27 protein-coding genes are annotated in these 25,918 nt (G+C 74.2%); 10 read left to right on the top strand and 17 right to left on the bottom strand.

Features of this window, described 5'->3' with window-relative positions; translation table 11 throughout:
• Positions 1–13: 13 nt before the first annotated feature.
• The 8 genes from ACWF9Z_RS12855 to ACWF9Z_RS12820 form a co-directional block, all read right to left on the bottom strand.
• A complete protein-coding gene (locus ACWF9Z_RS12855) occupies positions 14–190 on the bottom strand; it encodes a hypothetical protein (RefSeq protein ID WP_453601019.1) in 177 nt (58 codons plus the stop codon).
• A 13-nt stretch (positions 191–203) separates the two neighbouring features.
• A complete protein-coding gene (locus ACWF9Z_RS12850; RefSeq protein WP_453601016.1) occupies positions 204–815 on the bottom strand; it encodes a hypothetical protein in 612 nt (203 codons plus the stop codon).
• 81 nt (positions 816–896) lie between these two features.
• Positions 897–1,082 carry a DUF397 domain-containing protein gene (locus ACWF9Z_RS12845; protein ID WP_453601014.1) on the bottom strand — a complete coding sequence of 62 codons (186 nt, stop codon included), beginning with the start codon at positions 1,080–1,082 and terminating at the stop codon, positions 897–899.
• Between the two features lie 318 nt (positions 1,083–1,400).
• Positions 1,401–2,210 (bottom strand): type III pantothenate kinase, encoded by an 810-nt coding sequence (locus tag ACWF9Z_RS12840; RefSeq protein WP_356656573.1) that lies wholly within the window; start codon positions 2,208–2,210, stop codon positions 1,401–1,403.
• 3 nt (positions 2,211–2,213) lie between these two features.
• A complete protein-coding gene (nadC, locus tag ACWF9Z_RS12835; protein ID WP_453601012.1) occupies positions 2,214–3,197 on the bottom strand; it encodes a carboxylating nicotinate-nucleotide diphosphorylase in 984 nt (327 codons plus the stop codon).
• 2 nt (positions 3,198–3,199) lie between these two features.
• A complete protein-coding gene (locus tag ACWF9Z_RS12830; protein WP_453601009.1) occupies positions 3,200–4,963 on the bottom strand; it encodes an L-aspartate oxidase in 1,764 nt (587 codons plus the stop codon).
• Entirely contained in the window at positions 4,960–5,952 is a 993-nt protein-coding gene (panC, locus tag ACWF9Z_RS12825) for a pantoate--beta-alanine ligase (RefSeq protein WP_453601006.1), read from the bottom strand. The genes ACWF9Z_RS12830 and panC overlap by 4 nt, the downstream gene beginning before the upstream one ends.
• Positions 5,949–6,902 carry a Rossmann-like and DUF2520 domain-containing protein gene (locus tag ACWF9Z_RS12820; RefSeq protein ID WP_453601004.1) on the bottom strand — a complete coding sequence of 318 codons (954 nt, stop codon included), beginning with the start codon at positions 6,900–6,902 and terminating at the stop codon, positions 5,949–5,951. The genes panC and ACWF9Z_RS12820 overlap by 4 nt, the downstream gene beginning before the upstream one ends.
• A 319-nt stretch (positions 6,903–7,221) precedes the next feature.
• Between ACWF9Z_RS12820 and ACWF9Z_RS12815 the strand changes: the two genes are divergently transcribed.
• From ACWF9Z_RS12815 to ACWF9Z_RS12795, 5 genes are all read left to right on the top strand, one after another.
• Positions 7,222–8,382, top strand: coding sequence for a threonine aldolase family protein (locus ACWF9Z_RS12815; RefSeq protein ID WP_453601103.1), 1,161 nt, complete (start codon positions 7,222–7,224; stop codon positions 8,380–8,382).
• 88 nt (positions 8,383–8,470) lie between these two features.
• Positions 8,471–8,725 carry a type II toxin-antitoxin system Phd/YefM family antitoxin gene (locus ACWF9Z_RS12810; protein WP_453601001.1) on the top strand — a complete coding sequence of 85 codons (255 nt, stop codon included), beginning with the start codon at positions 8,471–8,473 and terminating at the stop codon, positions 8,723–8,725.
• Positions 8,722–8,982 (top strand): Txe/YoeB family addiction module toxin, encoded by a 261-nt coding sequence (locus tag ACWF9Z_RS12805; RefSeq protein ID WP_453600998.1) that lies wholly within the window; start codon positions 8,722–8,724, stop codon positions 8,980–8,982. The genes ACWF9Z_RS12810 and ACWF9Z_RS12805 overlap by 4 nt, the downstream gene beginning before the upstream one ends.
• A gap of 98 nt (positions 8,983–9,080) precedes the next feature.
• The gene (locus tag ACWF9Z_RS12800) at positions 9,081–10,205 is read left to right on the top strand and encodes a DUF5937 family protein (protein WP_453600995.1); all 1,125 of its coding nucleotides are present in this window, start codon (positions 9,081–9,083) and stop codon (positions 10,203–10,205) included.
• Between the two features lie 214 nt (positions 10,206–10,419).
• A complete protein-coding gene (locus ACWF9Z_RS12795; protein ID WP_453600992.1) occupies positions 10,420–11,973 on the top strand; it encodes a M20/M25/M40 family metallo-hydrolase in 1,554 nt (517 codons plus the stop codon).
• Positions 11,974–12,102: 129 nt separating this feature from the next.
• Here the strand turns inward: ACWF9Z_RS12795 and ACWF9Z_RS12790 are convergent, their stop codons facing one another.
• The 3 genes from ACWF9Z_RS12790 to ACWF9Z_RS12780 all read right to left on the bottom strand — a co-directional run bounded on the left by ACWF9Z_RS12790 (position 12,103) and on the right by ACWF9Z_RS12780 (position 14,452).
• Positions 12,103–12,318, bottom strand: a complete 216-nt coding sequence (locus ACWF9Z_RS12790) for a hypothetical protein (RefSeq protein WP_453600989.1) — start codon at positions 12,316–12,318, stop codon at positions 12,103–12,105.
• 74 nt (positions 12,319–12,392) lie between these two features.
• Positions 12,393–13,271: an arylamine N-acetyltransferase family protein gene (locus tag ACWF9Z_RS12785; RefSeq protein WP_453600987.1), complete on the bottom strand. Its 879-nt coding sequence runs from the start codon at positions 13,269–13,271 to the stop codon at positions 12,393–12,395.
• 146 nt (positions 13,272–13,417) lie between these two features.
• Positions 13,418–14,452 (bottom strand): SAM-dependent methyltransferase, encoded by a 1,035-nt coding sequence (locus tag ACWF9Z_RS12780; protein ID WP_453600984.1) that lies wholly within the window; start codon positions 14,450–14,452, stop codon positions 13,418–13,420.
• 106 nt (positions 14,453–14,558) lie between these two features.
• Between ACWF9Z_RS12780 and ACWF9Z_RS12775 the strand changes: the two genes are divergently transcribed.
• Both ACWF9Z_RS12775 and ACWF9Z_RS12770 read left to right on the top strand, forming a co-directional pair.
• Positions 14,559–15,761, top strand: a complete 1,203-nt coding sequence (locus ACWF9Z_RS12775; RefSeq protein ID WP_453600981.1) for a DUF7134 domain-containing protein — start codon at positions 14,559–14,561, stop codon at positions 15,759–15,761.
• Positions 15,762–15,764: 3 nt separating this feature from the next.
• Positions 15,765–16,460 (top strand): response regulator, encoded by a 696-nt coding sequence (locus tag ACWF9Z_RS12770; RefSeq protein WP_453600979.1) that lies wholly within the window; start codon positions 15,765–15,767, stop codon positions 16,458–16,460.
• A 133-nt stretch (positions 16,461–16,593) separates the two neighbouring features.
• Here the strand turns inward: ACWF9Z_RS12770 and ACWF9Z_RS12765 are convergent, their stop codons facing one another.
• On the bottom strand, positions 16,594–17,952 hold the full coding sequence (locus tag ACWF9Z_RS12765; RefSeq protein WP_453600976.1) for a PH domain-containing protein: 1,359 nt from the start codon (positions 17,950–17,952) through the stop codon (positions 16,594–16,596).
• Positions 17,949–18,440 carry a PH domain-containing protein gene (locus ACWF9Z_RS12760; RefSeq protein ID WP_453600974.1) on the bottom strand — a complete coding sequence of 164 codons (492 nt, stop codon included), beginning with the start codon at positions 18,438–18,440 and terminating at the stop codon, positions 17,949–17,951. The genes ACWF9Z_RS12765 and ACWF9Z_RS12760 overlap by 4 nt, the downstream gene beginning before the upstream one ends.
• A 55-nt stretch (positions 18,441–18,495) precedes the next feature.
• Between ACWF9Z_RS12760 and ACWF9Z_RS12755 the strand changes: the two genes are divergently transcribed.
• Entirely contained in the window at positions 18,496–19,638 is a 1,143-nt protein-coding gene (locus tag ACWF9Z_RS12755) for an NADH-quinone oxidoreductase subunit D (RefSeq protein WP_453600971.1), read from the top strand.
• 113 nt (positions 19,639–19,751) lie between these two features.
• Entirely contained in the window at positions 19,752–21,053 is a 1,302-nt protein-coding gene (locus ACWF9Z_RS12750) for an alpha/beta hydrolase family protein (RefSeq protein WP_453600968.1), read from the top strand.
• Between the two features lie 44 nt (positions 21,054–21,097).
• Here ACWF9Z_RS12750 and ACWF9Z_RS12745 read toward each other — a convergent pair whose 3' ends face one another.
• The 4 genes from ACWF9Z_RS12745 to ACWF9Z_RS12730 all read right to left on the bottom strand — a co-directional run bounded on the left by ACWF9Z_RS12745 (position 21,098) and on the right by ACWF9Z_RS12730 (position 24,723).
• Positions 21,098–22,159 (bottom strand): hypothetical protein, encoded by a 1,062-nt coding sequence (locus tag ACWF9Z_RS12745; RefSeq protein WP_453600965.1) that lies wholly within the window; start codon positions 22,157–22,159, stop codon positions 21,098–21,100.
• A gap of 97 nt (positions 22,160–22,256) precedes the next feature.
• Complete coding sequence (locus tag ACWF9Z_RS12740; RefSeq protein ID WP_453600962.1) at positions 22,257–23,243, bottom strand: ABC transporter substrate-binding protein; 987 nt, start codon at positions 23,241–23,243, stop codon at positions 22,257–22,259.
• Between the two features lie 80 nt (positions 23,244–23,323).
• Entirely contained in the window at positions 23,324–23,989 is a 666-nt protein-coding gene (locus ACWF9Z_RS12735) for an ABC transporter permease (protein ID WP_453600959.1), read from the bottom strand.
• Complete coding sequence (locus tag ACWF9Z_RS12730; protein WP_453600956.1) at positions 23,989–24,723, bottom strand: ABC transporter permease; 735 nt, start codon at positions 24,721–24,723, stop codon at positions 23,989–23,991. Before ACWF9Z_RS12730 ends, ACWF9Z_RS12735 begins: the two co-directional genes overlap by 1 nt.
• Before the next feature lie 134 nt (positions 24,724–24,857).
• Between ACWF9Z_RS12730 and ACWF9Z_RS12725 the strand changes: the two genes are divergently transcribed.
• Positions 24,858–25,820, top strand: coding sequence for an ABC transporter ATP-binding protein (locus ACWF9Z_RS12725; protein WP_453600953.1), 963 nt, complete (start codon positions 24,858–24,860; stop codon positions 25,818–25,820).
• Positions 25,821–25,918: the final 98 nt, after the last annotated feature.

Raw genomic sequence — 25,918 nt, 5'->3', positions numbered from 1 at the left:
ATCCTCGCGGGGGCTACTTCTGGGAGGGGGACTGCTGCTGGGTGGCCTCGGCACGGGCGAGCACGGCGTCGACCACCGCGTCTTCCTTGCCCTTGTTGGCGCCGCCCTGGCTCTTCACGATCGTCACGACGAGCGCGATGAAGAACACGGCCATCACGAAGGGGGGCACGAGCGCGGAAACGTAGTCCATGCCCCCAGCCTAGCTACCCGGCCGCGCGTCCGGCCGCCGGGGGCGGGGCGGGCTTGCGGCGCGGCGGGAACACCTCGCCCGGGGTCGGGACGGGCCGTGCGGGCCGGTCGTCGGGGCGTGGCTCCGCGGGCTCCTTCTCCTTGCCGGAGCCCGAGCCCGAGCCCGAGCCGGAGCCCGAGCCGCCGGCGATGGCCAGCAGCCGGGTCCGCGGCGCGGGCGCGGTGGACAGCCTGCGGCGTACGGACCGCTCGGCGACGGCCTGGGCCCGCTCCAGCAGGGCGGCCACGACCCGGTTGGCGCGCAGGGCCCGCAGGGCGGCGAGGTCGTCCGGCACGGGCTCGTACCCGGCCGCCAGGGCGTCCTGCAGCAGCTCCAGGTAGCCGGAGAGGCTGCCCGGCAGCGCGGCTCTGTACCGCGTCAGGTCGGCGAGGAGGAACGCTCTGAGCCGGCCCGCCTCCTGCACCGCGTCGTCCACCGACGCCGCCAGGCGCAGGCAGTCCTGGACCTCCACGGGCGTCAGGGGGGCCGTAGAGGACTGAAGGGCGTGAGCGAGCGAACGCCTGAGCACGTGAAGCTCATCGGCGCTGAACGCCATGCCGCCGCGGGATCCGTAGGGCGTGGGCATGGGCCGAAGGTACGCGCTAATCGGACAAAATCCCCTGACTGGACACGGACGCGGCGCGGCGTGACCGGCCAGGTGGCGGAATCAGCCCGTCCGCTTGATCACGTCGAGGAAGTCCGCCCAGGCGGCCTGGGTGGTGGCGAGGACGAGGTGGGCCGGGTCCGCGCGGTCGGCCACGCGGACCAGGGTGCCGGGGGCGGCGCTGACGTACACGCAGTTGTCCCCCTCGCCGCAGAACGAGGACTTCTGCCAGGCGGTCCGTTCGGTCATGGTGTCTCCTCCGTTCACGGGCGCGTGCGGCGCCGTGGACGAGCTCCCGGTGCTTCTCGTGGAAGGACGTTATCCCCGCACCGGTCTCCCGCCTCCTGTTTCCGCGGAATTTCCTCCAGCGCGTCCGCGGCTGTGCCGAAGCAGCACCAAAACGGCACCAAAGCGGCGCCGAGGCCTTGCCGGGGCCTCACGGAGGCCCTATGGGGCCCCGCACGGCCCCGGCCGGGACCCCGCGCGTCCGCACGTGGTCCCGGCCGGGGCCGGACGCGGCGGCGGGCCCGCCGGCCGTGAGGCAGCCGACGGGCCGGCGGTCCGGCGCTACGCGAAGTGGGGAGCGTTGCGCTCGTAGACCAGGCGCAGGCCGATCAGGGTCAGCCAGGGCTCGTGGTCGTCGATGACCGACGCCTCCCCGAGGACCATGGGGGCCAGGCCGCCCGTGGCGATGACGCGGACGTCGTCCGGGTCTCCGTTCGGGCCCGCGAGCTCCTTCGCCATCCGGGCGACGACCCCGTCGACCTGGCCGGCGAAACCGTAGACCACGCCCGACTGCATCGCCTCGACCGTGGACTTGCCGATGACGTTGCGCGGGCGGGCCAGCTCGATCTTGCGGAGCTGGGCGCCGCGTACGCCGAGGGCCTCCATGGAGATCTCGATGCCCGGGGCGATCACCCCGCCCACGTACTCGCCCTTGGCGGACACCGCGTCGAAGGTGGTCGCCGTACCGAAGTCGACGACGATCGCCGGACCGCCGTAGAGCTCGACGGCGGCGACCGCGTTGATGATGCGGTCCGCGCCGACCTCCTTCGGGTTGTCCGTGAGGATCGGCACCCCGGTCTTGACCCCGGGCTCCACCAGCACCGCCGGCACGTCCCCGTAGTAGCGGCGGGTGACCTCGCGCAGCTCGTGCAGCACCGACGGCACCGTCGAGCAGATGGCGATGCCGTGGATGCCGTCGCCCAGCTCGGTGCCGAGCATCGGGTGCATGCCCATCAGCCCTTGCATGAGCACGGCCATCTCGTCGGCCGTGCGGCGCGGGTCGGTCGAGATGCGCCAGTGCTCGACGATCTCGTCACCGTCGAACAGGCCCAGCACCGTCTGGGAGTTGCCCACATCGATGGTGAGGAGCATCGGTTACACCGCCTCGCGCAGATCGAGACCGATGTCCAGGATCGGGGCGGAGTGGGTGAGCCCGCCGACCGCGAGGAAGTCGACGCCCGTCTCGGCGTAGGCGCGGGCGGTGTCCAGGACCAGGCGGCCCGAGGACTCCAGCGCGGCGCGGCCCGCGACCAGGGCGACGGCCTCCGCGGTCTGCTCCACCGTGAAGTTGTCCAGCAGGATCAGGCCCGCGCCGGCCTCGAGGACCTCGCCGACCTGCTCCAGGGTGTCGACCTCGACCTCGATCGAGACCTCCGGGAAGGCCTCCCGCACGGCGTTGAAGGCCTGGGCGACGCCGCCGGCCGCCACCACGTGGTTGTCCTTGACCAGCGCCGCGTCCGACAGCGACATGCGGTGGTTGGTACCGCCGCCGCAGCGCACCGCGTACTTCTCCAGGGAGCGCAGGCCCGGGGTGGTCTTGCGGGTGTCGCGGACCTTGGTGGTGGTGCCCTCCAGGGCGTCGACCCAGCGACGCGTCTCCGTCGCGATGCCCGACAGGCGGCACACGATGTTGAGGGCGCTGCGCTCGCCGGTCAGCAGGTCGCGGGTGCGCGAGCGCACGGACAGCAGGACCTGCCCGGCCTTGACGACGTCGCCGTCCTCCGCGTGCCGTTCCACCTCGAAGGACTCGGTGCAGACGACCGAGAACACGGCCTCGGCGATGCGCAGGCCCGCCACGACGCCGTCCTCGCGGGCGACGAAGTCGGCGATGGCCTCGGCCTCTTCGGGGACGGTGGCGACGGTGGTGACGTCCTCCCCGCCGTCGAGGTCCTCGGAGAGCGCCATGTGCGCGATGTCCTCGACCTCGATGGCGTCCAGGCCCGACTCCTCGAGCAGCTCGACGAGGGCCGGGTCGAGGCCGGACTCCTCGCCGTCGCCGCAGGCGCAGTCGTCGCCGCAGCCGCCCTCGTTCTGGCCGGCGAGGGGGAGTTCGTTGTGGTCGTGCTCGTGCGTGCTCACGGTTACTGCTCCAGGCTGTCGTTGCTCAGGGGGATCTGTACGGACGGGAAGTCCGCCGATTCGGTGGGGGTGACGACCAGGGCCCGTCGCTCCGCCTCCGACAGGCGGACGACGAGGTGGCGGCGCCAGGCGGCGTCGTCCCGGTCGGGGTGGTCCTCGCGCCAGTGGCAGCCGCGGGTCTCCGCGCGCTCCTGGGCGGCGGCGACCAGCACCCGGGCGACGCACAGCAGATTGGTGGCCTCCCAGGTCTCGGTGCCGGGGACGGCCGTCTTGCCCCGGGTCTCCAGCTCGCCGGCGGCCGTCGCGTACAGGGCCTCGAGCGCGGCGGCGGCCCGGCGCAGCGACGCGGCGGAGCGCAGAACGCCCGCGCCGTCGGTCATGATGCGCTGGATCTCGTAGCGCGCCTCGGCGGGCTGGAGGGGGCCGGTGGCCGGGACGGGGACGGCGGGGCCGGCGGGACCGGCGGGACCGGCGGCGAGCGCGATGATGTCGTCCGCGATGCGCTCGGCGAAGACCAGTCCTTCCAGCAGGGAGTTGGAGGCCAGCCGGTTCGCGCCGTGCACGCCGGTGCAGGCGACCTCGCCGCACGCGTACAGGCCGGGGACGGTGGTGCGCCCGTGCAGGTCGGTGCGTACGCCGCCGGAGGCGTAGTGCGCGGCCGGGGCCACCGGAATGGGCTCGGTGACCGGGTCGATGCCGTGCGAGCGGCAGGCGGCGAGGATGGTCGGGAAGCGGTGCTCCCACATCTGCGCGCCGAAGTGCCGGGCGTCCAGGTACATATGCTGCGTGCCCTGCTCCTGCATGCGGCGCATGATGCCCTTGGCGACGATGTCGCGGGGGGCGAGCTCGGCGAGCTCGTGCTGGCCGGTCATGAAGCGCACGCCGTCGGCGTCGACGAGGTACGCGCCCTCGCCGCGCACGGCCTCCGACACCAGGGGCTGCTGGCCTTCGGCGTCGGGGCCGAGGAAGAGCACGGTGGGGTGGAACTGCACGAATTCGAGGTCGGAGACCTCCGCGCCGGCGCGCAGCGCGAGCGCGACCCCGTCGCCGGTGGAGACGGACGGGTTGGTGGTCGCGGAGAAGACCTGGCCCATGCCGCCGGTCGCGAGGATCACGGCGGGAGCGCGGACCGCGCCGACCCCGTCGTGCTGGCCCTCGCCCATGACGTGCAGCGTGACGCCCGCGGTACGGCCCCGCTCGTCCTGGAGGAGGTCGAGGACGAGCGCGTTCTCGACGGTCTCGATGCCGGCCGCCTGGACCGCTTCGACGAGCGCCCGGGAGATCTCCGCGCCCGTGGCGTCGCCGCCCGCGTGCGCGATGCGGCGCCGGTGGTGGCCGCCCTCGCGGGTCAGCTCGATCTCACCGGTCTCGGCCGAGGTGTCGAAGACGGCTCCGGCCTCGATGAGGCGGCGTACGGCGCCGGGGCCCTCGGTGACCAGGAGGCGTACCGCGGCCTCGTCGCACAGGCCGGCGCCGGCGACGAGGGTGTCCTCGAGGTGCTGTTCGGGGGTGTCCCCGTCGCCGAGGGCCGCGGCGATGCCGCCCTGGGCCCAGCGGGTGGAGCCGTCGTCGAGGCGGGCCTTGGTGACGACGACCGTACGGCGGCCCGCGGCGGCGCAGCGCAGCGCGGCGGTCAGGCCCGCGACTCCGGATCCGACGACCACGACGTCGGCGTCGACGGCCCAGCCGGGGGCCTGGGCGTGCAGCCGTATGCCGGTGCCGGTGGTGGTGCCCGCCGTTGCGGGACCTCTGCCTGGGGTGCTCACGCGTGAACTCCGAACTCCAATGGAATGTTGTCGATCAGCCGGGTCGTGCCCACTTTCGCGGCGACGGCCAGCACGGCCTGCCCGGTGAAGCCGGGGCCTGCCTCGGTGAAGTCCTGGGGGTCGACCAGCGCCAGGTAGTCCAGGACGAGGGGCGGGTCGTGGCGGCCCGCCTCCTCCAGAACGTGCCGCGCGGCGGCCCGTACGGCGTCGGGGAGACCGGCGCCCGCCGCCGCGACGGCGTGCGCGTCGGCGGAGGCGCGGATCTCGCCGAGCCGGGCCAGACCGGTGGCCCGCTCGTCGCCGGCCGGCGGGGCCTGCGCCTCGGCGCGGGCCCGCAGCGCGGCCTGGGCGGCGAGCCGGTCGCGCCCGGCGAACAGGGCGCGGGAGAGGGCGAGGGCGGTATGCCGCTCCGTGCCGGAGAGGTAGCGGTTGCGGGAGGACAGCGCGAGCCCGTCGTCCTCACGGACGGTCGGTACGCCGACCACCTCCACCGGGAAGTTCAGGTCCGTCGCCATCCGCCGGATCAGGGCGAGTTGCTGCGCGTCCTTCTGGCCGAAGAGCGCCAGGTCGGGGCGGGTGAGGTGGAGCAGCTTGGCGACGACGGTCAGCATGCCGTCGAAGTGGCCGGGGCGGGTGGCCCCTTCGAGGCGCTCGCCCATCGGGCCGGCGCTGATCCGCACCTGGGGGTCGCCGCCCGGGTAGACCTCGTCCACGGCGGGGGCGAACACCGCGTCGGCGCCCGCCGCCTCGGCGAGGGCCAGGTCGGCGTCGAGGGTGCGGGGGTAGCGGTCGAGGTCCTCGTTCGCCCCGAACTGGAGGGGGTTGACGAAGACGGTGACCACGACCTGGCCGTCGGGGCCGGCCTGGGCGCGGGCGGTGCGGACCAGGGTGGCGTGGCCCTCGTGGAGGGCGCCCATGGTCATGACCACGGCGCGGCGGCCGGTGCGGGGGAGCGCGTGCAGCGCGTCGGCGGTGTCGATGAGGATCACCGGTCACCGCCTCCGAGGCCGTCGCGGTCGTCCGGTCCGTCGAGGCCCAGGTCCTCGGCGCTGTCGGCGAGGACGCCGAGGAGGTCCTCGGCGAGCTCGGGCTTGAGCAGGCCGTGCGCGAGGGCCCGGTCGGCGGTCGAGCGGGCCATCGCGAGGTATCCGGCGACCGTGGCCGGGGCGTGCTTGCGCAGCTCCGAGACGTGCACGGCGACGGTGCCGGCGTCGCCGCGGGCCACCGGTCCGGTCAGGGCCGCGTCACCGGAGCGCAGGGCGTTGTCCAGGGACGCGCCCAGCAGCGGGCCGAGCATCCGGTCGGGGTGCTCCACGCCGGCCTTGTGCAGCAGCTCCATCGACTGGGCGACCAGGGTGACCAGGTGGTTCGCGCCGAGGGCGAGGGCCGCGTGGTAGAGCGGGCGGTTCGCCTCCTCGATCCACTCGGGCTCCCCGCCCATCTCGATGACCAGGGCCTCGGCGGCGAGCCGCAGCTCGTCGGGGGCGGTCACCCCGAAGGAGCAGCCGGCGAGGCGCTGCACGTCGACCTCGGTGCCGGTGAAGGTCATCGCCGGGTGCAGGGCCAGCGGCAGGGCGCCCGCGCGGCGGGCCGGGTCGAGCACGGAGACCCCGTACCGGCCGGAGGTGTGGACGAGGAGCTGTCCCGGGCGGACGGCGCCGGTCTCGGCGAGGCCCTGCACCAGCGGCGGCAGCGCGTCGTCGGGGACGGTCAGCAGGACGAGGTCGCTGGCCTGGAGGACCTGCGCGGGCGCGACGACCGGCACGCCCGGCAGCATGCGCTCGGCGCGGCGGCGCGAGGCGTCGGAGACCCCGGACACGGCGACGGGCCGGTGCCCGGTCTGCTGGAGGGCGCGGGCCAGCGCGGGGCCGACCCGGCCGGCTCCGACGACGCCGACGGAGAGCCTGGCAGGGCGCTCCGCCTGAGGAGATGTGTTCACGCGGGGAAGGCCTTCCGTTCCAGTCCGCAGGGGGTACCGGACGATACGTCGCCATGCTAGCTCCTGGGCGTGTTGGCCGGTCGGCGATGATCGGGGCATGAACGAGGACACGGAAGCGGTGGCGGGGCGGGCGGCCGGGCGGGAACCGGGCCCGACGGCGGACGGGGACGCGGAGAGGGCCGCGGGCGGGGACGCCGACGGGAGCGTCGTGCGGGCCCCGGTGGGGGCCTCTGAACGGACCCCGGAGCGGACCCCGGAGCGGGCCCCCGGCCGGGTCGCCGTGGCGGCCGCGGACGAGGCGGGCGCGGCCGAGGCCGCCGTGGCCGAGGCAGCCGCGGAGCTCGCCGCGCAGGCGGCCGAGGAGCGGGCCGAGGAGTTCTCGGGGCGGCTCCTGGCGGCCGGCCGGGCCGCGGAGCGGAAGCTGTCGCACAGCCTGCGGGAGGCGACCATGGCCGGGCTGCTGGCGGAGCTGGGCGCGCTGGCCCCGGACCCGGACGAGCCGGCCGACGTCTACGGCGACGCGGTCGTGGCCCGGCTGGAGCGGCGGGTCGCCGAGCTCCTGGGCACCGAGGACGCGGCGTTCTTCCCGACCGGGACCATGGCCCAGCAGATCGCGCTGCGCTGCTGGGCCGGACGGACCGGGAACCCGGTGGTCGCCCTGCATCCGATGAGCCATCCGGAGCGCTGGGAGGGGGGCGCGGTGTCGGTCGTCTCCGGGCTGCGGACCGTCCACCCCACGGGCGAGCCGCGCCAGCCGACGGCCTCGGAGATCGCCGAGCTGGCGGAACCGTTCGGGACGCTGATGCTGGAGCTGCCCTTGCGCGACGCCGGTTTCCTGCTGCCCACCTGGGAGGAGCTGTCGGCCCTGGTGGCCACCGCCCGGGAGCGGGACGCGGTGGTCCACTTCGACGGCGCCCGGCTGTGGGAGGCGACCACGCACTTCGGCCGGTCCCTGCCGGAGATCGTGGCGCTGGCGGACTCCGTCTACGTCTCCTTCTACAAATCGCTGGGCGGCCTGAGCGGGGCGGCCCTCGCCGGTCCGGCCCCGCTCGTCGCGGAGGCCAGGGTCTGGCGCCACCGGTACGGGGGCCAGATCTTCCGCCAGTTCCCGGCCGCGCTCTCGGCCCTGGCCGGGCTGGACCGGGAACTGCCGAAGCTCCCGTCCTACGTCGCCCAGGCGCGGCGGGTCGCGGCCGCGCTGTCCGCTTCCCTGGCCGCCTGCGAGGTCCCCTGGTTCCGGGTCAACCCGCAGGCTCCGCACACCCACCAGTTCCAGGTCTGGCTCCCGTACGACGCGGACCGCCTCACGGAGGCGGGTGTCCGGCTGGCGGAGGAGACGGGCACGGTCCTCTTCCGCCGCTGGTCGCCCGACGGCCCGCCCGGCCTGTCGGTGACGGAGGTGGAGGTGACGGAGCCGGGCCTGTCGTGGACGGAGGCGGACGTGGCCAGGGCCGTCACCGACTTCGTGGCCCGCCTTTAGCGCGGTGGCGGGGCTGGTGGCGGACGCAAGGCGCTTGCCCCCTCGAAAGCGGCCGACGTACAATTTTCCGTACAACAGGAGGTGGCCCATGAAGACGATGTCGTACTCCGAGTCGCGCGCCCGGTACGCCGAGGTGCTCGACGCCGTCAACGACGACCGCGAAGAGATCGTGATCACCCGCGCCGGACACGACCCGGTCGTCATCGTCTCCCTGGAGGACTACCAGTCCCTGAAGGAGACGGCGTACCTGCTGCGGAGCCCGGCGAACGCCAGGCGCCTGCTCTCCTCGATCGAGCGGCTGGAGAACGGCGGCGGCACGGTGCGGGAGCCCGCCGCGGAATGAAGCTGGTCTGGGACGAGTCCGCGTGGGACGACTACCTCTGGTGGCAGGTCCAGGACCGGAGGATCCTGAAGAGGATCAACACGCTGATCGAGGACGTGGCGCGCAACGGCAACGAGGGGATCGGCAAGCCCGAACCCCTCAAGCACGGCTTCCAGGGCTACTGGTCGCGCCGGATCAACGACGAGCACCGCCTCGTCTACAAGGCCGTCGCCGACGAGGTCCGCATCGCCGCCTGCCGCTACCACTACGAGGGCTGAGCCGCGCGGCCCATCGGGCTCACCCCCTCGGCCGAGGGGGCGCACCGGTCGGCCGTGGCCCGTCCACCACGTGGTCCGCGCACGGGCAGAATGATGCGATGAGCGTCACCATCGACATCACCGGGCTCCCCGCGGAGCGGATCGGCTTCGCGCCGTCGCCGCTCGCGGAGCTCTGCATGGCGTTGCACGCGCTCTCCCAGCCCGGCCACCACCCCGGGCTGGCCTCCTGGACCTCCACCACCGCCGCCGCGCTCGACCCCTGCGTCGCGGACCGGCTGCTGGAGGGCGATTTCATGTGGCGCAGCTCCTTCGCCGACATCTTCATGCCCTTCGCCGGGCTCCCCGGCGGCTCCGGCCTGCCCGGCGCGACGCTGGCCGAGGAGCTCGACCTGCTGGACCGGCTGGACGACGAGCGGTTCGTGTCGGCCGCCCTGGAGCACTGCCGGCTGGCCATGTACGACGGGGGCGTCGCGCACTCGCCGCTCGCGGATCCGCTCGCCCGCGCGAAGGCGCTGGAGTCGGCCTCGGCGCGCGGCCCGCAGCAGCTCGCCTTCGCCGTGCGGGTGCTCGACGACACCGCCGGCGTCCGGGCGTGGCTGCGCCGGCTGCTGGAGGACTGCGACGAGGCCTTCTTCGCGGAGACCTGGAACCGGATCGAGCCCCGGCAGAGCGCGGACGTCCGCCACAAGACGGAGCTGCTGCGCCGCAAGGGGCTCCCGGCCGCGCTCAAGGAGGTCTCCGCGGCGCTGAGCCTCGACGAGGAGCTGACCACCCTGTCGGTGGACAAGATGGTGCACGGCTCCACGACCGCCACCGATCCCCGAATAGGCGGCGGCCTGCTGTTCGTTCCGACGAACTTCGGCTGGCCCCACCTGCTGGTGCTGCACGCCCCCGGCTGGCGCCCCGTCGTCCACTACCCGCTCGGCTCTCCCGAACTGGCCTCCTCCCCGGGGTCGGTGGAGCTGCTCCAGCGGCGCATGGAGGCGCTGGCCCATCCGATGCGGATGATGCTGTGCCGCAGCCTGGCGCGCGCCCCCTACACGACCGGCGAACTGGCGGCCGCGTACGGGATCACCGCGCCGGAGGTGTCCCGCCATCTGACGGTGATGAAGAAGGCCGGGCTGCTCCAGACGCGCCGACAAGGCCGTTACGTCCAGCACCAGTTGGACCTGGCGGCGGTCGCCCGGATCGGTTCCGACTTCATCGAGGGCATCCTGCGGTAGTCCCGCCGCGGCACCGACAGCGGTCAGTGGCCGGATTTCGACGGCTCGGATGCACCGATATACGGATTTCACAAACCGGAATCAGCGAAAACTCTGGCCACGGCCGCTACTTGGTGTCTAACGTGCGTCCACCACTCCCCCCACGCAACGCGCCCGAACTGCCTCAGCACCCGCATCAGCACTCGCTCTCGCACCCGTCGTGGAAGGACCTTGCATGCCCTCACGCCGTATAGCCGCAGCCACCGCCGCCCTGGCAGCCGCGGCACTCGTCTCCCCTCTGCTGCTCGCCGGTCCGGCCGGCGCCACCGGCAACCCGCACAGCGACGCCGCCAAGGGTGACGCCCTGGCCAAGAAGCTGGTCAAGGAGGCGACCGGCAAGGGAGCCAACAACCACCTGAAGGTCCTGCAGGCCATCGCCGACTACAACAACGGCACCCGCGTGGCGGGTTCCAAGGGCCACGAGCAGTCGGCCAAGTACGTCGAGGCCGTCATGCGCGCGGCCGGGTACAAGGTCACCCGGAACGAGTTCACCTTCGCGTACACAGAGACGATCGCCGAGAGCCTCAAGGTCAACGGCGCCGGGGGCCGCGACGTCCCGATCAAGGTGATGACGTACACCGCCAGCGGCCCGGAGAACGGCGTGACGGCCCAGGTCGCCGTCGTCCCCGTCGACGCGGACGGCACGAACGGCTGCGAGCCCGGCGACTTCGCCGCGGGCGCCTTCACCGGCAAGGTCGCCCTGATCAAGCGCGGCGGCTGCACCTTCGCGGTCAAGCAGGCGAACGCGGCCGCGGCCGGCGCGGTCGGCGCGGTCATCTACAACAACACCGCGGGCGCCCTGAACGGCACCCTCGGGGCGGCCGACGCGGGCAAGGTCCCCACCGGCGGCGTCACCCAGGCGGACGGCGAGCGGCTCGCCGCCGAGGCCGCGGCCGGACCCGTCGAGGTCACCCTCGACATCCGCGAGTTCCACGAGGACCGCAAGACGTTCAACGTCATCGCGGAGTCGCAGGGCGGCGACGAGGAGAACACCGTCTTCCTCGGCGCGCACCTCGACTCCGTCGCGGCGGGCCCGGGGATCAACGACAACGGCTCCGGCTCGGCCGGCATCCTCCAGGTCGCGCAGCGCCTCGCGAGCAGCCAGACGAAGATCAAGAACAAGGTCAAGTTCGCCTGGTGGTCGGCGGAGGAGTTCGGCCTGCTCGGCTCCGACGCGTACGTCAGCGGGCTGAGCGAGGCCCAGAAGAAGCAGATCAAGCTCTACCTGAACTTCGACATGATCGCCTCGCCGAACGCCGCGTACTTCGTCTACGACGGCGACGACTCGGACAAGGTCGGCTCGGGCCCCGGCCCGGAGGGCTCGGCGCAGCTGGAGAAGGGCATCACCGACTTCCTCGACGGCCGCGGCATCCCGCACGAGGGCTCCGACTTCACCGGCCGCTCGGACTACGGCCCGTTCATCGAGGCCGGCATCCCGTCCGGCGGTACGGACACCGGCGCGGAGGGCATCAAGACGGCCGCGCAGGCCGCCAAGTTCGGCGGTCAGGCGGATGTCGCGTACGACGTGAACTACCACGGCAAGGGCGACACGATCGCGAACATCGACCAGAAGGCGCTCGACATCAACGTCGACGTCATCGCGAACGCGGTCGGCCACTACGCCTACGACCTGGCGCCGCTGGCGCAGCCGGTGGTCTCGAAGCCCAGCACCGGATCCGGCACGGGCGGCGGCCTGCGCCCGGGTCACGACCACGACGCCACCTCGTAGCGGACGGGCGGTGACCGTCGGGGCCCCGGAGGCGGCCGACGAGCGGTGACCGTCGGGCCCCGGAAGCGGCCGACGGGCGGTACGGGCGGGGGCGGCCGGGTGCGAACCGGCCGCCCCCGCCCGCGTGCCTCAGAACAGCGGGAGCTGGCCCGGAAGCGGGCCCAGCGTGAAGCCGTCGAGCGTCGGGGCGGCCGCGCCGAGCATCACGCGGGCCCGGGAACCGGGACAGGAGACCAGGTCCCCGCGTCCCCGCCCGGCCGGCGGGTCGTGGCGGGCGATCCGCCCGGCGGTGACGGCGCAGTCGCGGCCGCAGGAGGGGCAGGCTCGGCGCGGGGAGTGGGACATGCCCCCAGTCTGCCCTCCGCGGTGGCCTCCGGGCCCCCCTTCGGCCGCCCTCCTCCTCGTCCTGCCCCCGCCCGTCAGCCGCGCCGGGTCTCCAGCCAGGTCTCGTGGGCGCGGCTCACCCGCGCCCACAGCGCCGCGCGGTCCGCCGGGGTCAGATCGTCGAGGCGCCGGCCGAAGAGGCCCTCCAGCGTGGCGTAGAACTCCTCCGGGCCGTCCAGCACCCGTTCCGTGTTCCCCTTCACGGGGTCGACCCGGCTCAGCACCCGCCCGCGCAGCGCGTCGATGCCGTCCGCGTCGCGCCGCAGGACGGCGAAGGCCCGTACGAACCCGGAGTCCTCGGAGGTCGACAGCCGGACGTGCTCGTCCTCGAAGTCGGCCGTCCCGGCGGGCTCCGCGCGGAAGCTCACGACGGGGGCGGAGCTGCCCGGGTGGCGGTAGATCCACGCCGGCCGGTCCTCGCCCCCGGCCGGCTCCGGCCGCTCCAGGGAGTAGCCGAACGCGCCCTGGGCGTAGGAGCCTTCGCGCAGCGGCAGCGGCTCGTGCGGGCCGTCTCCGAGCCCGGCGTCCACGTAGTACTCCGCCCCGTCGACCCGGACGGTGAGCACCAGGTGGTCGCCGCTCACGCCCCGCTCGGCGGACGCGGACTCGGACTCCTTGTACACGCCGCCGAGATGGCGGGTGACGTCGTAGCCGAGGTGACCGAGGAGCGCCGCGAAGGCGCCGTTGAGATGGAAGCAGTACCCGCCGCGGCCGGCGGCGAAGCGGCGCACCGACAGCTCGGGGTCGATCCCGGCCGGCCGGCCGAGCTGGATGTCGAGGTTCTCGTACGCGATGCGCTCCAGGTGGGCCCGCTGGAGGGCGAACAGCCCCTCCGCGGAAGGGGCGCCGGGGGGCTCGGCGATACCGAGCCGCCGCAGGTAGGCCGAGTAGGCGTCGGCTATGCCGGAAGTCATGGGAGGAGCCTAGGCGGCGGGTCCGACACGGGGAGGGCCGGCGCGGGAAGGGCCGGCGGGCGGGAGGGCCGGCGCGGGGAGGGCCGGCGGGCGGGAGGGCCGGCGCGGGGAGGGCCGGCGCGGTGCGTCTGGGCCGGCGCGGTGGGTCAGGGGCGGAGGGGCCCGTCCCCCGCGACCGGGAGGGTCCCCTGGGCCGGCCAGCGGCCGACGCCCACCGGCTGGACGAGCCAGCCGAAGTCGCCGAGCCCGCCGCGGGCCGTGAGTTCGGCGGCCTCCCCCGCCAGGGACAGCGCGCGGACGTACGCCGCCGGGTCGCTCGAGGCCAGCGCCAGCGGCGGCCGGGCCCCCGAGACGCCGAGGGCGCCCAGCGCCTCCCGCTGGGTCAGCAGCGCGGCCCCCGGTCCCGCGCACGCGTCCAGCGCCACGTGGGCCGTGACGTCGCAGCTGCCGTCCGGGACGGGTGCGACCTCCCGCCCGGCCCGGAATCCGGTCAGCGTGCCGTACGGCGGCCGGGTGTCCCGGGTGTGGGCGTAGTCCACCGCCACCGCGAGACCCCGGTCCACGGTCGCGACGGCCGCCGCCCAGGCCTCGTCGCGCGGCCTGCCGATCTCCGCCCGGCCCGCGCCCGGCCACCACCGGTCCAGCCAGGCCCGGTCCCGCCCGTCCAGCGGGCCGCCCGCGCTCTGCGCACCGTCCCGCGCGACCTCGACGTACCGTCCGTCCTCGGCGAGGTCCAGCGGGACGTTGTCGAGCCATTCGTTGGCGAAGAGCAGCCCCCGCGTCCCCCCGGGCGGCTCGTCGGTCCACCGGATCCGCCCGTCGAGCCCGTCCGGCCGCCCGGCCCGCTCCACCCCGTACGGACGCACCCGCGCCGCCGTGTCCGCGGGCAGCTCCGCCAGCACCCCGGCCAGCAGCTCCCCGCGCCCGGCCCCCACATCGACCAGGTCCAGCTCCTCCGGACGGCCGAGCTCCCCGTCCACCCACAGCAGCAGCCGGGCCACGGCCCGCGCGTAGAGCGGGGAGGCGTGCACGGAGGTGCGGAAATGCCCGGCGGGACCGGGGCCGCCGGGGCGCACGTAGAACCCTTCGGGCCCGTACAGCGCGCGCTCCATCGCCGTCCGCCAGCGGACGGGCCGCGCCTGTTCCGCTCCGTCTGCCGTGCCTTCACCCTGAGTGCTCATCGCGGAAAGGGTATGGTCGCCTCCACCTCCGGTAGTACTCCCCCCGGATCCGGATCGCCCCTCTGGTTGACTCCAGCACCTATCCGCTGTCCCTACTCTGGGTTACGTGCAGCGCCTCTACGACTTCCTCCGCAGACACCCGACGGGCGTCGACAGCTTCTGGGCTGTCCTCCTGTTCGGGGTGTCGATGACGAACGTCGTGGGCGAGCCCGCCCTGGACACCAGGCTCAAGCTGGCCGCCGTACCCCTGGCCCTCGCCCTGAGCACGGCCGTCGCACTGCGCCGCAAGTGGACCCAGCAGATGTTCTGGCTCGTCCTCGGAGCCGGGATCTATCAGCTGGCCCTGGCCGTCACGGCCGGCACGTGGGACCTGGCGATGTTCGCGCTCCTCTTCACGGTCGCCGCGAGCGACGTCCCGCGCTGGGTGTCGCGCACCGCCCTGGGCTGGGGGCTCGCGGCCGCACCGCTCTACTTCCTGCGCTTCGGCGTGGACAAGGGGACCACGGGCTTCGAGACCCTCGCCTACTCCCTCTTCATGATCGTCCCCTTCGCGCTCGCCTGGGTCCTGGGAGACTCCCTGCGCACCCGGCGCGCCTACTACGCCCAGCTCGTCGAGCGCAACCAGCGCCTGGAGAAGGAACGGGCGGCCCAGGCCCAGGTGGCCGTCGCCGCCGAGCGCGCCCGGATCGCCCGCGAGCTGCACGACGTCGTCGCGCACAACGTCTCGGTGATGGTGGTCCAGGCCGACGGCGCCGCCTACGTGATGGACGCGGCCCCCGAGCAGGCCAAGGAAGCCCTCCAGACCATCTCCGGCACCGGGCGCCTCGCGCTGGCCGAGATGCGCCGGCTGCTGGGCGTCCTGCGCACCGGGGAGCCGCAGGAGTCCGAGGACTACGTGCCGCAGCCCGACGTGGAGCAGATCGACGTGCTGGTCGAGCAGGTGCGGGCGGCCGGACTCGCGGTGGACTTCGCGGTCGAGGGCACCCCGCGCGCCCTGCCCAGCGGCCTCGAGCTGACGGCGTACCGGATCGTGCAGGAGGCGCTGACGAACACGCGCAAGCACGCCGGCCCGGACGCGAAGGCCAGCGTGCGCCTCGTCTACTTCGACGACGGACTCGGCCTGCTCGTCGAGGACGACGGCCGCGGCGCGGCCCACGAGCTGTACCAGGACGGCGGAGCCGACGGTGCCGGACACGGACTCATCGGCATGCGCGAACGCATCGGTATGGTCGGGGGCACCCTGGACGCGGGCCCTCGGCCCGGTGGCGGCTTCCGGATCAGTGCCCTGCTCCCGCTCAAGAAAAGGTGATCGATGTCCTTCCCCACCAGCTCCTCCATCCGCGTGATGCTGGTCGACGACCAGGTGCTGCTGCGCACCGGCTTCCGGATGGTGCTCGCCGCCCAGCCCGACATGGAGGTGGTCGCCGAGGCCGGCGACGGCCTGGAGGCGCTGGAGGTGCTGCGGGCCACCAAGGTGGACGTGGTGCTGATGGACGTCCGCATGCCCCGGCTCGACGGGGTCGAGGCCACGCGCCGCATCTGTGAGCCCGCCGAGCACCCCAAGGTCATCATCCTGACCACCTTCGACCTGGACGAGTACGCGTTCTCGGGTCTGAAGGCGGGCGCGAGCGGGTTCATGCTCAAGGACGTCCCGCCGGGCGAGCTGCTGGCCGCGATCCGCTCGGTGCACAGCGGCGACGCGGTCGTCGCCCCGTCCACGACCCGCAGGCTCCTGGACCGCTTCGCGCCGATGCTCCCGGCGAGCTCGTCCGAGCCGCGGAACAAGGACGTCGAGCGGCTGACGGAACGCGAGCGCGAAGTCATGATGCTGGTCGCCCAGGGCCTGTCCAACGGCGAGATCGCCGCCCGCCTGGTCCTGTCGGAGGCCACGGTGAAGACCCACGTGGGCCGCATCCTGACCAAGCTGAACCTGCGCGACCGCGTCCAGGTCGTCGTCCTCGCGTACGAGACGGGGCTGGTCCGCGCGGGCGGCGGCGGGAGCGCCTGACCGACCCCAGCGGGCCCGGACACACCGGGCCCGGACGCACCGGGCCCGGACACACCGGGCGCGAACGCACCGGGCGCGAACGCACCGGCGGCCGGGCCTCGGGCCGGGCCGCCGGTCAGCCAGGGGCCTGGACTCAGGCCGGACCGACGGCCGGGCCTCCGGTCATCCAGCGGTCGGGGCGGGCCGCGGCGCGGGAGGTACGCGAGCGGGCCGCCTGCGCGTGGAGCAGCTCGGCGGCCTCGGCCGTCCCGCGCAGGCGGGCCGTGACCGTGGCGTTCGCGCCGGTGTCCACGTGGACGTCGGCCACGCCGCGGGCCCGCTCCCAGGGGCCCTGGGAGCGGCGCACGCTCTGCACCTTGGCGTGCGGGACGATCTCCGTCCGCCGGCACAGGCGGCCCCGGCGCGCCGCGAACACGTCCGCGGAGACGGCCAGCCCGTACCCCTTCCACCACACCGGCACCACCCAGCGGGATCCGGACCGGGGCGACGGGGCGAAGGCCAGGCCCGCCAGGTCGACGCCGGGCAGGACGCGCGCGACGACGGCGTGGGCGGCGGCCCGGGTGGCCACCGGGACCAGGACGTCGTTCTTCGAGCCGGCCACCGCCAGCTCCACCCGGACCCAGCCGCGCCGCCGCCACAGCAGCGGCTCGACGATCCGTACGGTCTGCACGCGCCCCGGCGGCACGGTCTCGTGGGCCCGGTCCAGCAGCCCGTGGTCGAGGCGGAGCCCGTCCGGGGACTCGGCGACGGTCCAGTCGTACTCGGCGAGGAACCGGCCGGCGGTGCCCTTCCAGACCGCGCCCAGGACCGGGAGCAGGGTGACGGCGGCCACCCAGGGGCTGGAGCTGAACCACCACACCGCGAACGGGGCGGCGAGCCCCCCGGCCACGGCCGCCGGGGCCCAGAGGGTCAGCACCAGCGACATCGCCAGATCGCGCGGGCCCACCCGCAGCAGCTGCCGCTCGGGGGCCTCACCCAGCGCGACGGCCTCGGCCGGGGCGAAGCCGGCCGCGCGGGCCAGCAGCTCGGCGCGGAGCGCCACGGCGTCGTCCTCGCTCAGGAAGGCCAGCTCGTCCTTGTCGTCGGTGCCGATGACGTCGAGGCGGAGCTTGGCCACGCCGGCGAGCCGGGCCAGCATCGGGCGGGTGACGTCGACGGCCTGGATCCGGTCGAGGCGGATGTGGGCGGTGCGGCGGAAGAGGAGCCCGGTGCGGATGCGCAGTTCGGCGTCGGTGACGGCGTAGTGCGTGAACCACCAGCTGAGGAAGCCGTACACGCCGAAGACGAGGACGAGCGCGGCCAGCGCGAGGGCCCGCAGGAGGGTGGAGAGGCCGGTGACCCACTCGGCGACGTTCTCGCCCTGCTGGGCGGCGACGCCGACGGTCGCGGCGATCGGCACCCAGGCACGGCGCAGGGGCGTGAGGAAGTGCAGCCGCCGCTCGTCGGACGCGGCCGCGGGGTCGGCGGACGCGGCCGCCGGTTCGGCGGTCACAGGCCCGCCGACCTTGCCTCGCCGAGCTCGGTCAGCCGGTCCCGCAGCCGCTCGGCCTCCTCGGGCGCGAGCCCGGGGATCTTCGCGTCGGTCGCCGCCGCGGCCGTGTGCAGCTGGAGGGAGGCCAGTGCGAAGCGCCGCTCCAGCGGCCCCGAGGCCACCTCGACCAGCTGCATCCGCCCGTACGGGACCACGGTCTCCTCGCGCCACATCACGCCCCGGCTGATCAGCAGGTCGTCGGCGCGCTCCGCGTAGCGCCAGGAGAGCCAGTTGCGGCCCAGCAGCCACCAGCCCCAGGCGAGGACGGGCAGCCAGATCCCGCCGAAGGCCGCCCAGGCCGGTCCGGCGGTCAGCCCGAGCACCAGGGCCGTCACCAGGGCGAACAGCCCCGTCCAGAACACCAGCAGAAGCCGCCGCAACGTGAGCAGCCCGCCCGGCAGGCCCACCCACTCGGGTCCGCTCGTCCCACCCGTTGTCCCCGTTTCCATTCCCCCAGCGTAGGGGGGTGGGCCGTGGGGCCCCCTCGGCTGCGAGAATGCCGCCATGACGGAGACCACGGTCGGCATCGGCGGCGCGGCGGAGAGCACCGACATGGTGCTCAACATCGGCCCCCAGCACCCTTCCACGCACGGCGTGCTGCGCCTGCGGCTCGTCCTGGACGGCGAGCGGATCGTCAGCGCCGAGCCGGTGGTCGGCTACATGCACCGCGGCGCCGAGAAGCTCTTCGAGGCCCGCGACTACCGCCAGATCGTGATGCTCGCGAACCGCCACGACTGGCTGTCCGCGTTCTCCAACGAGCTGGGCGTCGTCATGGCCGTCGAGCGGATGCTCGGCATGGAGGTCCCCGAGCGGGCCGTGTGGATGCGCACCCTGCTCGCCGAGCTGAACCGGGTGCTGAACCACCTGATGTTCCTCGGCTCGTACCCGCTCGAACTCGGCGGGATCACCCCGATCTTCCACGCGTTCCGCGAGCGCGAGGAGCTCCAGGCCGTCATGGAGGAGATCTCCGGCGGCCGCATGCACTACATGTTCAACCGGGTCGGCGGCCTGAAGGAGGACCTTCCGGCCGGCTGGCTCGGCCGCGCCCGCGAGGCCATCGCCGACGTCCGCACCCGCATGGACGTCTACGACAAGCTGGTCCGCGGCAACGAGATCTTCCGGGGCCGCACGCGCGGCGTCGGCATCCTGTCCGCCGAGGCCGTGCACGCGTACGGGGTCTCCGGCCCGATCGCCCGCGCCTCCGGCGTCGACTTCGACCTGCGGCGCGACGAGCCGTACCTCGCCTACGGCGAGCTCCAGGACGTGCTCACGGTCGTCACCCGCTCCGAGGGCGACTGCCTGGCCCGTTTCGAGGTCCTGCTGGAGCAGACCCACAACGCGCTCGACCTGGCCGTCGCCTGCCTGGACCGGATGGCCGAACTGCCGCCCGGTCCGGTCAACCAGCGCCTCCCGAAGGTGCTGAAGGCCCCCGAGGGCGAAACGTACGCGTGGACCGAGAACCCGCTCGGCATCAACGGCTACTACCTGGTCTCCAAGGGCGAGAAGACCCCGTACCGGCTCAAGCTGCGCAGCGCCTCGTACAACAACATCCAGGCGCTGGCCGTCCTGCTGCCGGGTCAGCTGGTCGCCGACATGGTGTCGATCCTCGGCTCGCTGTTCTTCGTCGTCGGTGACATCGACAAGTAGGCCGACGAGCCGGCCGGGCCCCGCGCGGCGGCTCCCGGCCCGGGGGGTAGCACCCCCCACGGGGTCGGGGCGGCCGGATGTCGGGGCGGCCGGAGCGGCCGTAGCTTCGAGCCATGACGATCCAACAGCGCGTCCGCCCACGCCAGTTGCTCCGACGCGGCGCGGCCGCCGTAGCCCTCGCGGCCGTCCTCGGCGGCATCACCGCCCCCGTGGCCTTCGCCGCGCCCACCCCCTCCGCCGCCACCTCCGCCGCCACCGCCTCGCGGGGCGCCCGCGGAACCCTCATCGGCGTCACCCCCCTGGAGACCATCGGCCGCGGCGAGGTCGTCGCCCGGCTCGCCGCCCTCGGCTTCGACACCTCCACCGTCCGGTACGGCGTCGCCGCCTACCGCCTCGAGTACGCCACCGTCGACCCCCGGGGCCGCCCGACGACCGCCACCGGCCTCCTCGTCCTCCCCGTCCTCCCCCGCCAGGGCGCGCACCGCCTCGACCTGGTCTCCGACACCCACGGCACGGTCGCCCACCGCGACGACGCCCCGTCCGGGGGCGCGGGCTCCAACCGGCTCACGCCGTACCTGCACGCCTCCGCCGGCCGCGCCGTCGCCGCGCCCGACTACCTCGGCCTCGGCGGCGGCCCGGGCAGCCACCCGTACATGGACACCGCCTCCTCCGTCACCGCGTCCGTGGACATGCTGAAGGCCACCCGCGCCGCGGCCGAGCGGCTCGGCCGGAGCGTCAGCCGGGACGTCTACGCCACCGGCTTCTCGCAGGGCGGCCAGGTGGCGATGGCGCTGGGCCTCGAACTCTCCCGCGGCCGCGACGGCCTGCGGCTGCGCGGGCTCGCCCCGATCGCCGGCCCGTACGACCTGACCGGCTCCGAGATACCCGGCATCACCGACGGCCGGGTCGCGCCGCGCAGCGCCGTCTTCTACCTCTCCTACTTCCTCACCGCGCAGAACCGGCTGCACCCGCTCTACGAGGACCCGGCCGAGGTGTTCCGCGCCCCTTATGCACAGGCTGTGGAAACCCTGTTCGACGGGAACCACGGGGAGGAGGAGATCGCGGCCGCGCTCCCGGCGACTCCCCAGGAGCTGCTCACGCCCCGGTGGGCCGAGAACATCCGCGACCCGCACGGCGCCCTGCTCGCGGCCCTGCAGGCCAACGACGGATCCTGCGACGGGAAGCCCTCGGCCCCCGTCCGCCTCTACGGGGGCGCCGCCGACACCGACGTGCCCCTCGCCAACGCCCGTGCCTGCGCGGCCGACCTGGCCCGCCACGGGGTCCGGGCGAGGATCGTCGACCAGGGCCCGGACGCCGACCACTTCACCTCGGCGATCCGCTCGGCGCCCCAGGCCGTCCGCTGGTTCGACTCGCTCGGCCGGGGGGCGTCCGGCGGATCAGGATCGGACGGCTAGGCCGTCACGTCCGGATCCGGAAGGGACGGCCCGGCGCCGTGGCACTAGGAGATCGCCGTGCGCAGCTGCGCCACGTCGATCGGCTCCGTCTCGTCGTGGGCCGTCAGGTCGATGACCTGGCCCACGGCGCGGTGCTCGGCGGTGGCCTGCTTGAACTCCGGCTCCGCGCCGCCCCGGGCGGACTCCGCCTTGTGGACCGCGAGGACCTCCGCGCCGACCACGTCGGCCAGGTCCTCGTTCTGGACGGACTCGATGGCCGCGCGGGCCTGCGCCCCCGTCTTCGTACCGAAGAAGTCGAAGCCGCCCTCGACCCGCGAGGCCGAGCGGCGCTGCGGGGAGTACGGGGCCACCGCGGCCGCGAGGCGGCGCGCGGGGAGCGCGGCCAGCGCGGGCCGGGCGTGCGCCTCGAGCGCGGGCCGCTCCGGGGCGGGCCGCTCCGGGGCGGGCTCCGCGGACGCGGGCTTCGCGGAGGCGGACTCCACCGTCCCGGACCCGGGCTCGGCCGTGGCCCGCGACGACGCCCGCGCCGTGCGGGCCAGGGCCCCCAGCGCGGCATGGGCGCGGGCGAAGCCGACCGGCGTGGGCGCGCCGGACGCGGTGCGCTCCTCGGAGACGGCGGGAAGTTCCTTGGGGGCCGCGGCGGCCGGAGCGGCGGCCTCGATGGCCAGCAGCCGGCGCCGCTCCAGGGCGCTCGCGCGCTCGGTCTCGGCGGTGGCGTAGCGCCGCAGCAGCGCCGCGTGTTCGCCGCGCAGGCGCGCGAGTTCGACGCGCTTGGCCCGCAACTTGGCGTCGAGCTTGCCGCGGAGCACCCGGGCCTCTTCGAGGTCGGATTCCAGCTCGGCTATCCGCTCGTCGGTGCGCCACTCGTCCTTGACCCGTTCGCGCCCGAGCTCCGCGACCCGGCGCCCGGCCGCGCGGTCCCAGGAGCGCATGACGACGGCCCCGGTGACGCCGGCGGCCGCGGTCAGGGCCACGAGCAGGCGCAACGGCAGCGGTTCGGCGAGGAGCCAGGCCGCGCCGGCGGCGGCGACGGACACGCCGGCGACGGCCGACGGCGTGAGGAGCCGGTGAAGAGGTTCGGGATTGCGGTGGCGTCCACGGGGCATGGCCTGAAATTTACAGGGCGTGGACTGGGTGTGGGGTAACCGCCCGGCAATCTGTTTCCGAGCGGTTACCGTCCTTTCCTCATCAAAGGCGGACCTCTTACTTCTTCACCAGGCCCTTGGACTCGAGATAGGCCTTCGCCACATCCGCCGGCTTGGCCCGCTCGGCATCGACCTTGCGGTTCAACTCGACCAGGTCCGCCGTGGTCAGGACCTTGGTGATCTTGTCGAGGGCGGCCGCGATCTCGGGGGCGCCGGCGTCCTTGGCGTTGACCACCGGGAGCAGGTTGTCGGCGTTCTGGAGCTTCTTGTCGTCCTCCAGCAGGACCAGCCCGTAGGCGTCGAGCGTGGCGTCCGTGGTGGTGGTGAGGACCAGTTGGTCGGCGCCGTCCTTGACCGCCTGCTTGGCCTGCGGGGTTCCGACGCCCTTGGGGTCGATACCGGAAACATCGATTCCGTATGTCTTCTTCAAGCCGGGTGCGCAGAAGGGCCGCACGGCGCATTCGTCACCCGCCGCGATCTTCACCTTGAGACCGGACGCGCCGAGGTCGGAAAGGGTCTTGAGATTGTTCTTCGCGGCGAATTCCTTGGTCACCGCGAAGGCGTTCTGGTCGACCGCCGAGCCCGCCACGAGCGCCTTCAGGCCCAGCGGGCCCGCCAGGTTCTCCAGCGCCGCCACCGTCGCCGCCACGTCGCTCGAGGCGACCGGCTTGGCGGTGGCCTCCTTCGAGCCGTTCACCTTGGCGTTGAGGAACTCCGCGAGGGTCGCCGCGTACTCCGGGACGACATCGATCTCGCCCTTCTCCAGCGAGGGTTCGTACAGCTCGCGGTTGTTGACCGTGGTGATCGAGGCCGAGTAGCCGGCGTCCCCGAGCACCTGTGCGTACAGCTCGGCCAGCACGTTGGACTCGGTGAAGCCGGCCGCGCCGATCACCAGCTTGCCGCCCTTGGCGCCCGCGGCCGGCGCGGAAGCCGGGGAGCCCCCGTCCTTGGACTTCTCCAGGCTGTCGCCGCCGCACGCGGTGAGCGAGGCGGTCAGGGCGACCGCGCCCAGGGCCGCGCCGAGGACGCGCGTGGACTTGCTCATGTGTCTGCTCCTTCGAGGAAAGGGGGGAAGCCGGAAGGCGGGAACCGCGGGGCGGGAGCCGCCGGGGCGGGGTGCGCGGGTCAGCGAGCGGCCCCGCCCGGCAGCAGCCGGTCCGCCGCGATCAGCGCGCCCTCCACCAGCAGGGCCAGTGCGGCGACCAGCAGGGCGCCCGCCACGACCTGCGGGGTGTTGTACGTGTTGAAGCCGGCGGTGATGATCCGGCCGAGGCCGCCCTGGCCGACCATGGCCGCGATGGTGGCCGTGGCGATGACCTGGACGGCGCCCGAGCGCAGACCCGTCATCACCAGGCCGCGCGCGAGCGGCAGCTCCACCCGCCAGAAGAGCTGGCCGCCGGACATGCCCATGCCCCGCGCCGCCTCCACCACCGAGCGGTCGACCTCGCGCACGCCGACGTACGCGTTGGTCAGCATCGGCGGCACGGCGAAGAGGACGAGCGCGGCGATGGTGGGCACGTAGCCCGCGTTGCGCAGCGGCGAGACCATGAACAGCGCCAGCACCGCGAAGACCGGTACGGCCCGGCCGATGTTGGAGACGTTGACGGCGAGCCCGCCGCCCTTCCCGAGGTGGCCGAGCCCCAGCCCGACCGGGAGCGCCACCGCGCAGGCCAGCGCCAGGGCGACCCCGCTGACGTACACGTGCTCGCCGAGCCGGTGCCAGACCCCGCTCTCCCCGGACCAGTTGGCGCCGTCCGCCAGCCAGTCCCAGGCCTGTCCGAGGACTCCCATCAGGCCACCTCGGCGACGTGGGCGGTGCGGAGCTCGCGCGCGGCGCGCGCGCCGCGGCCGCCGCGGCGGGTGGCGCGGGTCCAGGGCGTGAGCAGCCGCTGGAGGCCGAGCAGCAGCAGGTCGGCGGCCAGCGCGAGCAGCACGCACAGCACCGAGGCGGTGAGCACCTGGGCCTTGAAGGAGCTGTTGACGGCGGGGGCGATGAGGTTGCCGAGGCCGCCCTTGCCGACGATGGACCCGACGGTCGTCAGCGCGACCGTGGAGACCGTCGCGATCCGGACTCCGGCCAGCAGCGCGGGGAGCGCCAGCGGCAGCTCCACCTGCCACAGCAGCCGGCCCGCGCCGTACCCCATCCCGCGCGCCGCCTCCCGCACTTCCTCGGGGACGGCTTCCAGGCCGGCCAGCACGTTGCGGACCAGGATGGTCAGCGAGTACAGGGCCAGGCCGGTCACCACCAGCGCCGCCGAGAGTCCGAACACCGGGAGCAGCAGGGAGAACATGGCGAGCGAGGGGACCGTGTAGAGCAGGGTGGTGATGCCGAGGACGGGGGCCGCCCAGCGGCGGCCGCGGCGGGCCAGCAGCGCGAGCGGGAGGGACACGGCGATGCCGATCAGCACCGACACGGCCGTGATCCAGACGTGTTCGAGGGTGGCGTCGGTGAGCTCCTGGGACCGGGAGGTGACGTACTCCCAGCAGATCCAGTCGTTCGCCACCAGGCAGCTCTGCCCGGCCATCCGCGCCTCACCCCCGTCACCTGAACGTACGTATGAGCGACCATAACCCCCGGCACCGACGATGGCCGGAATCCTTCGCACTCGGGCAACACGCCCTTCACAAACGGGCCGCGCCGGTAGGGAAGGATGGCTCCGTGATCCGATTCGAGCAAGTGACCAAGCGCTACCCCGACGGGACCACGGCCGTCGCGGACCTGTCCTTCGAGGTCGCGGAGGGCGAACTGGTCACCCTGGTGGGCCCGTCCGGCTGCGGCAAGACGACGACGATGAAGATGGTCAACCGGCTCATCGAGCCGACCTCCGGCCGGATCCTGCTGGACGGCGAGGACATCGCGGCCGCCGATCCGGTCGAATTGCGCCGCCGCATCGGCTACGTCATCCAGCAGGTCGGGCTGTTCCCGCACAAGACGGTCCTGGAGAACACGGCGACGGTCCCGCAGCTGATCGGCACCCCGAAGGCCAAGGCCCGCGCGCGGGCGGCCGAACTCCTCGACCTGGTCGGGCTGGACCCGGCCGTCTACGGGGGCCGCTACCCGGAGCAGCTCTCCGGCGGGCAGCGCCAGCGCGTCGGCGTCGCCCGCGCGCTCGCCGCGGATCCGCCGGTGCTGCTGATGGACGAGCCGTTCGGCGCGGTGGACCCGGTGGTGCGCGAGCGGTTGCAGAACGAGTTCCTGGCGCTCCAGCGCACGGTGCGCAAGACCATCCTGCTGGTCACCCACGATCTGGAGGAGGCGATCCGGCTCGGTGACCGCATCGCGGTCTACGGGGCGGGCACCATCGAGCAGTTCGCGCGCCCGGCGGAGGTCCTCGCCGCGCCGGCCACCGAGTACGTCGCCGGGTTCGTCGGCGCCGACCGGGGGCTCAAGCGGCTCGCGGTCACGCCCGTCGCCCACACGGACCTGACGGCCGCCGACGGAAAGGCCCCCGCCGCCGGCGTGGCGTTGGGGGCCAGTCTGCGCGAGGCGCTCGCGCTGCTGCTCCAGGAGGACTCGGGCCGGATCGGGGTCACCGATCCGGACTCCGGCGCGCTGATCGGCGTACTCACCCCGGAGGGGGTGCACCGGGCGCTGCGCCGGGCCCGTCTGCAGGAGGCCTGACAGGGGCGGGGGGGGGGGGGCGCCCCCCCCCCCCCCCCCCCCCCCCCCCCCCCCCCCCCCCCCCCCCCCGCGACCCCCCCCCCCCCCCCCCCCCCCGC

The organism is Streptomyces sp. NPDC054961 (assembly GCF_053609145.1).
The sequence above is the reverse complement of the archived record's forward strand: the minus strand, read 5'-3'. Positions and strand labels throughout refer to the sequence as shown.

Bases quoted from the DNA above. Each gene is read 5' to 3' on its own strand.
- ACWF9Z_RS12845 (WP_453601014.1), bottom strand. From the start codon at position 1,082: ATGACCGAACGGACCGCCTGGCAGAAGTCCTCGTTCTGCGGCGAGGGG.
- ACWF9Z_RS12785 (WP_453600987.1), bottom strand. From the start codon at position 13,271: ATGACTTCCGGCATAGCCGACGCCTACTCGGCCTACCTGCGGCGGCTC.
- ACWF9Z_RS12730 (WP_453600956.1), bottom strand. From the start codon at position 24,723: ATGGCCGGGCAGAGCTGCCTGGTGGCGAACGACTGGATCTGCTGGGAG.
- ACWF9Z_RS12770 (WP_453600979.1), top strand. From the start codon at position 15,765: ATGTCCTTCCCCACCAGCTCCTCCATCCGCGTGATGCTGGTCGACGAC.
- ACWF9Z_RS12840 (WP_356656573.1), bottom strand. From the start codon at position 2,210: ATGCTCCTCACCATCGATGTGGGCAACTCCCAGACGGTGCTGGGCCTG.
- ACWF9Z_RS12855 (WP_453601019.1), bottom strand. From the start codon at position 190: ATGGACTACGTTTCCGCGCTCGTGCCCCCCTTCGTGATGGCCGTGTTC.
- ACWF9Z_RS12750 (WP_453600968.1), top strand. From the start codon at position 19,752: ATGACGATCCAACAGCGCGTCCGCCCACGCCAGTTGCTCCGACGCGGC.
- ACWF9Z_RS12780 (WP_453600984.1), bottom strand. From the start codon at position 14,452: ATGAGCACTCAGGGTGAAGGCACGGCAGACGGAGCGGAACAGGCGCGG.
- ACWF9Z_RS12810 (WP_453601001.1), top strand. From the start codon at position 8,471: ATGAAGACGATGTCGTACTCCGAGTCGCGCGCCCGGTACGCCGAGGTG.
- ACWF9Z_RS12850 (WP_453601016.1), bottom strand. From the start codon at position 815: ATGCCCACGCCCTACGGATCCCGCGGCGGCATGGCGTTCAGCGCCGAT.
- ACWF9Z_RS12735 (WP_453600959.1), bottom strand. From the start codon at position 23,989: ATGGGAGTCCTCGGACAGGCCTGGGACTGGCTGGCGGACGGCGCCAAC.
- ACWF9Z_RS12790 (WP_453600989.1), bottom strand. From the start codon at position 12,318: ATGTCCCACTCCCCGCGCCGAGCCTGCCCCTCCTGCGGCCGCGACTGC.
- ACWF9Z_RS12800 (WP_453600995.1), top strand. From the start codon at position 9,081: ATGAGCGTCACCATCGACATCACCGGGCTCCCCGCGGAGCGGATCGGC.
- ACWF9Z_RS12740 (WP_453600962.1), bottom strand. From the start codon at position 23,243: ATGAGCAAGTCCACGCGCGTCCTCGGCGCGGCCCTGGGCGCGGTCGCC.
- ACWF9Z_RS12760 (WP_453600974.1), bottom strand. From the start codon at position 18,440: ATGGAAACGGGGACAACGGGTGGGACGAGCGGACCCGAGTGGGTGGGC.
- ACWF9Z_RS12795 (WP_453600992.1), top strand. From the start codon at position 10,420: ATGCCCTCACGCCGTATAGCCGCAGCCACCGCCGCCCTGGCAGCCGCG.
- ACWF9Z_RS12745 (WP_453600965.1), bottom strand. From the start codon at position 22,159: ATGCCCCGTGGACGCCACCGCAATCCCGAACCTCTTCACCGGCTCCTC.
- ACWF9Z_RS12805 (WP_453600998.1), top strand. From the start codon at position 8,722: ATGAAGCTGGTCTGGGACGAGTCCGCGTGGGACGACTACCTCTGGTGG.
- ACWF9Z_RS12755 (WP_453600971.1), top strand. From the start codon at position 18,496: ATGACGGAGACCACGGTCGGCATCGGCGGCGCGGCGGAGAGCACCGAC.